At 56.6% G+C, this 6,309-nt stretch carries 6 protein-coding genes; 5 read left to right on the forward strand and 1 reads right to left on the reverse strand.

Going from position 1 to position 6,309, the window contains the following annotated elements; translation table 11 throughout:
- The first annotated feature begins 12 nt into the window (after nucleotides 1–12).
- The 4 genes from motB to VMV64_RS07920 all read left to right on the forward strand — a co-directional run bounded on the left by motB (nucleotide 13) and on the right by VMV64_RS07920 (nucleotide 3,283).
- Nucleotides 13–975 (forward strand): flagellar motor protein MotB, encoded by a 963-nt coding sequence (motB, locus tag VMV64_RS07905; RefSeq protein WP_325329408.1) that lies wholly within the window; start codon nucleotides 13–15, stop codon nucleotides 973–975.
- 91 nt (nucleotides 976–1,066) lie between these two features.
- Nucleotides 1,067–1,825 (forward strand): class I SAM-dependent methyltransferase, encoded by a 759-nt coding sequence (locus VMV64_RS07910; RefSeq protein ID WP_325329409.1) that lies wholly within the window; start codon nucleotides 1,067–1,069, stop codon nucleotides 1,823–1,825.
- The gene (locus VMV64_RS07915) at nucleotides 1,822–2,871 is read left to right on the forward strand and encodes an HDOD domain-containing protein (protein WP_325329410.1); all 1,050 of its coding nucleotides are present in this window, start codon (nucleotides 1,822–1,824) and stop codon (nucleotides 2,869–2,871) included. The genes VMV64_RS07910 and VMV64_RS07915 overlap by 4 nt, the downstream gene beginning before the upstream one ends.
- On the forward strand, nucleotides 2,792–3,283 hold the full coding sequence (locus tag VMV64_RS07920; RefSeq protein WP_325329411.1) for a hypothetical protein: 492 nt from the start codon (nucleotides 2,792–2,794) through the stop codon (nucleotides 3,281–3,283). Before VMV64_RS07915 ends, VMV64_RS07920 begins: the two co-directional genes overlap by 80 nt.
- 165 nt (nucleotides 3,284–3,448) lie before the next feature.
- Here the strand turns inward: VMV64_RS07920 and senB are convergent, their stop codons facing one another.
- Nucleotides 3,449–4,426, reverse strand: a complete 978-nt coding sequence (gene senB, locus VMV64_RS07925; protein WP_325329412.1) for a selenoneine biosynthesis selenosugar synthase SenB — start codon at nucleotides 4,424–4,426, stop codon at nucleotides 3,449–3,451.
- Between the two features lie 330 nt (nucleotides 4,427–4,756).
- Between senB and VMV64_RS07930 the strand changes: the two genes are divergently transcribed.
- Complete coding sequence (locus VMV64_RS07930; protein ID WP_325329413.1) at nucleotides 4,757–5,920, forward strand: IS4 family transposase; 1,164 nt, start codon at nucleotides 4,757–4,759, stop codon at nucleotides 5,918–5,920.
- The last annotated feature ends 389 nt before the right edge of the window (nucleotides 5,921–6,309 follow it).

The raw sequence follows: 6,309 nt of genomic DNA on the forward strand, positions 1-6,309 counted from the left end.
TAAAAATTCGGCATGAGCGACGATTCGCAACGCCCGATAATCGTCAAGTGCATCAAGAAGAGTGCGCACGTCCACCATGGCGGCGCGTGGAAAATCGCCTACGCCGATTTCGTGACCGCGATGATGGCGTTCTTCTTGCTGATGTGGCTGTTGGGATCAACCACCAAAGGAGAGCTAGAAGGCATTGCCGAGTATTTTAAAACACCTATGAAGGTCGCCATGCAGGGAGGCTCCGGCACCGGTGACAGTTCAAGCGTGATCAAGGGCGGCGGCAAGGATTTGACGCAGAAAGTGGGGCAGGTTCAAAAAGCCCTTGACCCCGTAAAAAAGCAAGCGATCAACCTGAAAGCGGCAAAAGAAGCGTTTGAAATGCAGGAACTGAAGAAACTCCAGGGGTTGAAGGAGAAGCTTGAAAAAGCCATCGAAACCAACCCGATGCTGCAACAGTTCAAGAAACAAATATTGATTGATATTACGACTGAAGGCTTGCGCATCCAGATCGTGGATGAGAAGAACCGTCCGATGTTCGATCTGGGCGGTGCCCACATGAAAAGTTACACCGTACAGATATTGCAGGAAATCGGCAAAATGCTGAACGAAGTGCCGAACCGGATCAGCCTGTCCGGACATACCGATTCCATGCCTTATTCTTCAGGAGAAAAGGGTTACAGCAACTGGGAGCTGTCTGCCGATCGGGCCAATTCATCGAGGCGCGAGCTGATTGCAGGTGGTATGGCGGAGAGCAAGATGTTGCGCGTGGTCGGCCTCTCTTCGGCGGTCATGCTGGACGACAAGGATCCCAACAATCCCATCAATCGGCGCATCAGCCTGATCGTCCTGAACAAGGAAACGGAAGCTGCCATCAGCAGTGGTGGCAAGCCGCTCGAGGTGAGCAGCCAGGAACAGGTTTCACCCGCTCTGCAGCAGGTGGCGCCGAAAGAAAAACCCAGTGCAGCCGAAGGCAAAAATCAGTAATTTTAGTTTTTTTAGCAAGCACGCCTTGCCGGGGCGAGAGCGGCGTGCTGTATCGGATTGGCTCCAGTCTTTTTCACCTTCCGTGGTTGCATTGTTTTCGCAGATTGCCGCGACACTGATTACCCTGGTGCTGGTGGCGCCTGTGCTCGCCTCATTCGAGGTTGAAATCACGCTCATTGCCGACGCCTTGATTCAGGGCAGTATTGCCGCATTCCTCGGTTCGCGTCTCGGCCTGGCGTCATGGTGGTTGCCCATCAATCTGCTGTTCTCTCCGGCACTGGTGTCGGCCCTGTCGTTCGGCGTTGCACCGTCGTGGTTCCTCGCCGCCTTTGTGCTGCTATTCCTCGTGTACTGGAGCGTGTTTCGCAGCCAAGTGCCGCTTTACCTGTCCAGCCGCAAGGCCTGGGCGGCTGTTGCAGGGTTGCTGCCCAGCAAAGCGGGAGTCCGGTTTCTGGATTTGGGTGCCGGTCTGGGCGGAATGCTGAGCTATCTCGATGCACAGCGTCCAGACGGAAATTTCTCCGGGATGGAAATTGCACCCTTGCCGTTTGTCCTGGGTTGGGCCAGAAAAAAAGCGACCAGAGGTAATTATTCTCTCCAATGGGGTAATTTCTGGCCGCACAGCCTGGCCGATCAGGATGTGGTTTACGCCTATCTCTCCCCAGTGCCGATGGGTCGACTCTGGTGCAAGGTATGCGAGGAAATGCCCTCCGGCAGCCGCTTTATCAGTAATACATTCCCTGTTCCCGGCGTCGAACCGGAAAGCGTTGTTGAACTGGATGACTTCCATCATTCCAGGCTTTATGTTTACCGGGTTCCGGCACGGCAAGAAATGGATGCCTCATCATGAAAACCATGGCCGAATGGGTTGACGAACTGAAATCCTGGGAGATGCCCGTGCTGCAGCGCAGCGTCAGGGAACTGGGAAAGCTTGCCGGAAGGGCGGAACAGATTACTGCCGGGGAAATCGCGGATGTGGTGCTGCGCGATCCGCTAATGACTTTGAAAGTGCTGCGCCTGGTCAACGGCATGTCACGCAGCCGCCTCAGCAATGAAATCACGACGGTTGAACATGCCGTGATGATGCTGGGGGTCGGCCCTTTCTTCAATCATCTCTCCAATTTAAAGGCCGTCGAGGAAAGCCTGCAGACACTTGACGGAGCATTGCCAGGGCTGATGCAGGCCATGAGCCGGGCTCACCATGCCGCCTGGCAGGCGCGCGACTGGGCGATTTTTCGAGCCGACATGAAATCCGAGGAAGTGTATATCGGCGCGCTGCTCTACGACATGGGAGAAATCCTGCTCTGGGCTTATGCCCCGGAGCATGCGCTGCAAATTCGCAAGCTGTCGCGACGCAATAAAATTAGTCTGGTACAGGCACAGATAGAAATCCTCGGATTCGATGCGCGGGAACTGCAGCTTGCGATTGCGGAAGTGTGGCGCCTGCCGGAACTGATGCAGGCATTCATGCACTGCGGAAACACTCTCCAGCCGCGCATCCTGGGGGTGACCTTGGCAGCCTCTGTCGCGCGGCTCGCCGAAACCGGCTGGCATGACCCGCAGTTGCTTGCCGATTATGAAGCGATCTCAGAGATGCTGCACATGCACCTCGATGAAGTGGTGCACATGGTGTATCGCAATGCCGTGGTGGAGGCACGTCACTGGGACTGGTACGGCGTGCCACCCGCCGCCGCATTACTGCCCATGTTGCCGGGCGATTGGCCGGAGGAGCCCGGTGAGGTTGAAGAAATGCCGCAACCAGAGGAAGAGCCTGAGGTTTGCATGATGCCGCAGCCCGTCAAGCTGACGCCAGATCATGGAGGAAATTTCGGCGCATCTGGACGGTTCCCTCAACCTGCACGACATGATGTCGCTGGTGCTGAAGGGAATGCATGAGGGCATCGCCCTGGACCGCGTGGTATTTGCCTTGATGGCGGCGGACCGCAGCGCCATTAAGGCGAAATACGTAATGGGTGCGCTGCCCGATTCGCCGTTGCGTCAGTTCCAATTCAACCCGACTTCACCGGAGCTTTTCGGCAGGCTGATGGGCAAGGCGCAAGGCGTCTGGTTCAACGAAGGCAACCGCAAGACGCTGGAGCCGCTCATCACCGAGACAACCTGGCAGATGATCGGTCACGGTGAGTTCTTCGCGATGTCGGTGATGGTGCACGGCCGGCCGGTCGGCCTGTTTTATGCGGATCGCAAGCATGGCAGCTGCGCGCTTGATGAGCACGCCTACCAGGAATTCAAGAAGCTGTGCCTGCGTGCGGCCGAGGGCTTGGCCCATCTAGCAGCCTGTCGGACTTAAAGGAAATCGGCTGCAAATCCGCCTGAGCGGTCCATATTTCGCCGCTTTTTTGGTCAACAGAACGACTGTTGACCTGCAAAACCAGCAAAATCTGTCCTCGCCCAGCCGAATTTTGCGAGCATCCGCTACGCGGCTTGCCTGCTTGACCCACTTCGCTTCGATTCTTCAAGTCCGACAGGCTGCTAGCGAAGAAATAGCCGATGCTGCTGCGATCAGCTGCTCCAGTCCGGCAAGTTCTTGTCCGGGCTCAACCAGAGGTTTCCGCCTGGCGCACTGCGCCTTGAGCAGGTCGTAAAATTCCGGCGAGGTTTCCACATGATGTAGCAGGTCGGCCAGGGCGCGCTCGTCTCCGCATGGGTAAATGCCGGCATAGTCGGCGCCGAGCATGCCGATATTGCCCGATATGTCCGAGGCGATCACCGGCACACCGGCTGCCAGCGCCTCTGACACCACATTTGCGCCACCTTCCATAATGGAACTGATCACCATCAGCCGGCAGCGGGTCAGCCGGTTTCTTACCCGCCAATGGGGCAGTTCGCCCAGCCAGCGGTAACGCGGATTTTTCTCCATCAGGGTCTGCGCCTGCCGCGCCATGTCGTCATTCAGGGCGCGGCCCATGTGGCTAATATGGATTTCAGAACTTTCCGGCAGCAGGGCAGCCGCAAGCGCGCAGCGGAAAGGGTCTTTTTCCTCGCGCAAGTTGCCGATGACACAGACTTCGAAGCGTCTTTTTGCCGGCTGTGCAGGTTTGACAGGGCGGGCGGATTGATAGATAACGTGGGTTTTTGCCCGCAACGCCGGGGCAAGCTCATTGACCCCCATTTCTTGCAAAACCACCAGGCGCGTGGCCAGTTGCAGGGATTCCTGTGCGTTGTGGTCGTCCCTGATGTCGCGATACAGGTCGGTGCCGGTCAGAGTCACGATCAGCGGCAGCTCCGGACAGCATTCTGAGAAGCGCTTAATCGAGGCGTGGCTGCGTCGCGCGTGCAGCGCCAGCATCAGGTCGGCGCGGCTGCCATCCCACTCGACCTGCACGCTGACGCGATGCCCCAGTCGGCGCAGAAAATTGGCCCAACGCTGCGCCGTGTTGCGGTTGCCGTTCCTGACGCGGGCAGCGGCTGGTGTTACGATGACTATTTTCATGAGAAAGAAGTTTAACCACGAATGACACGAATTTACACGAATGTTCACGAATATTTCAAGGTTGTCGCCATGCTCCGGTTCAGTGGCGCGGCATGCATGGATTGGTTTTCATTCTTTTGTTTTAATTCGTGTGTATTCGTGAACATTCGTGCCATTCGTGGTGAGCAGGTTTACCAAGTCAGTAGTGTCCGGTTAACTTGCGAATTCGTGCGCCGAAGCCAAGCATTGGCGCGGGCTACGGAGCAATTTATTTTGGTGCCGATTTGAAATCAGTTTTCTCATATGCAGGTTCGCGTAACTTCCAGAGATCGATTTCTCTGGGGGTGAGCTATGAACTTGGGCAAGACGCTGTTCGCACAACTCATGGAGTTTGTGCCGTGGACCAGCTTTGCGCGGATCGTGGCGCAATACGGCGGCGATTCCAGAGTGCGCAGTCTGGGCTGCACCGAGCAATTTCGCGCCATGGCCTTCGCACAACTGACTTACCGCGAGAGTCTGCGCGACATCGAAACCTGTTTGCTGGCCAATCAAACGAAGCTGTACGGGATGGGCTTTCGCTCGCCAGTCAAACGTTCGACGCTGGCCGATGCCAACGAAGGGCGCGACTGGCGCATCTGGGCGGATTTGGCAGCCTTGCTCATCCGGCGAGCGCGCAAGCTCTACTGCAACGACAGCTTCAGTGTCGATCTGGACAACACGGTCTACGCCTTGGATGCCACAACCATCGATTTGTGCCTGTCGCTGTTTCCATGGGCACCATTTCGCTCCACCAAGGCTGCGGTCAAGTTGCATACATTGCTGGACCTGCGCGGCAACATCCCAGCTTTCATCCATATCTCGGACGGCAAGATGGGCGATGTCAACGTGCTGGATATGTTGCCCATCGAAGCCGGTGCGTTCTATGTGATGGATCGGGGTTATCTGGATTTCAGTCGGCTGTTCGCACTCCACCAAGCGGGTGCATTCTTCGTAACCCGTGCCAAGCGCGGCATGAACGCGCACAGGGTGTACTCGATGCCAACCGACAGGACCACAGGCATAATCTGCGACCAGCGCATCGCACTGAACGGCTTCTACATCTCGCAAGATTATCCCGAGCAGTTGCGGCGCATCCGTTTCAAAGACCCAGAGTCTGGCAAGACGTTGGTGTTCCTGACCAACAACACCGTGTTGCCCGCGCTGACCATTGCCGCACTGTACAAGAGCCGTTGGCAGGTCGAGTTGTTCTTCAAGTGGATCAAGCAGCACCTGCGCATCAAGGCATTTCTCGGCACCAGCGAGAACGCCGTGAAGACGCAAATCTGGATTGCGGTCTGCACATACGTGCTGATCGCTATCGTGAAGAAACGACTCAAACTGTCGCATAGCCTCTATGAAATCCTACAAATCCTGAGTCTGACCATGTTCGAGACAACACCCATAAATCAATTGCTTCCAAACCCCTCGACCAATTCAGAGCCGCCAATATCGCCGATCCAGGGCGTTCTCCTCTGAAAAACGTTGGGACACTACTGAGGATCGTTTGAAGGTTAAAGAACAGGAAGGCGCGGATTATCGCTTGTTTGCGGGGCAATGTATTGCCTGCCCGGGAATATCGGGCAAAGCCGACCGGAATCGACAGGCTTTCCGCATAATGACTCGGGATACGACCCAAGGAAGCGCCAGTGGTTCACCGCTCCTGCCTGAATAAGGCAGTGCAGCCCGGACAAGCGCAGCGGATTTGCCCGGGCGCGCACACCAGGATCAAGCAACACGAATGGGTACCGCCAGAGGTGGAATCGGCTGGAGCGCCAATAGGGACGCGGCGTTCAAGGCAATGGCTCATCCGCTCCATGGCGCGTCGGGTCTGCGCAATCGCAGATGCAACAGCTGGCAACCGGCGG

The organism is Sulfuricella sp. (assembly GCF_035531155.1).
Taxonomy (GTDB): Bacteria; Pseudomonadota; Gammaproteobacteria; order Burkholderiales; family Sulfuricellaceae; genus Sulfuricella.

Bases quoted from the DNA above. Each gene is read 5' to 3' on its own strand.
- motB (WP_325329408.1), top strand. From the start codon at position 13: ATGAGCGACGATTCGCAACGCCCGATAATCGTCAAGTGCATCAAGAAG.
- VMV64_RS07915 (WP_325329410.1), top strand. From the start codon at position 1,822: ATGAAAACCATGGCCGAATGGGTTGACGAACTGAAATCCTGGGAGATG.
- VMV64_RS07920 (WP_325329411.1), top strand. From the start codon at position 2,792: ATGGAGGAAATTTCGGCGCATCTGGACGGTTCCCTCAACCTGCACGAC.
- senB (WP_325329412.1), bottom strand. From the start codon at position 4,426: ATGAAAATAGTCATCGTAACACCAGCCGCTGCCCGCGTCAGGAACGGC.
- VMV64_RS07930 (WP_325329413.1), top strand. From the start codon at position 4,757: ATGAACTTGGGCAAGACGCTGTTCGCACAACTCATGGAGTTTGTGCCG.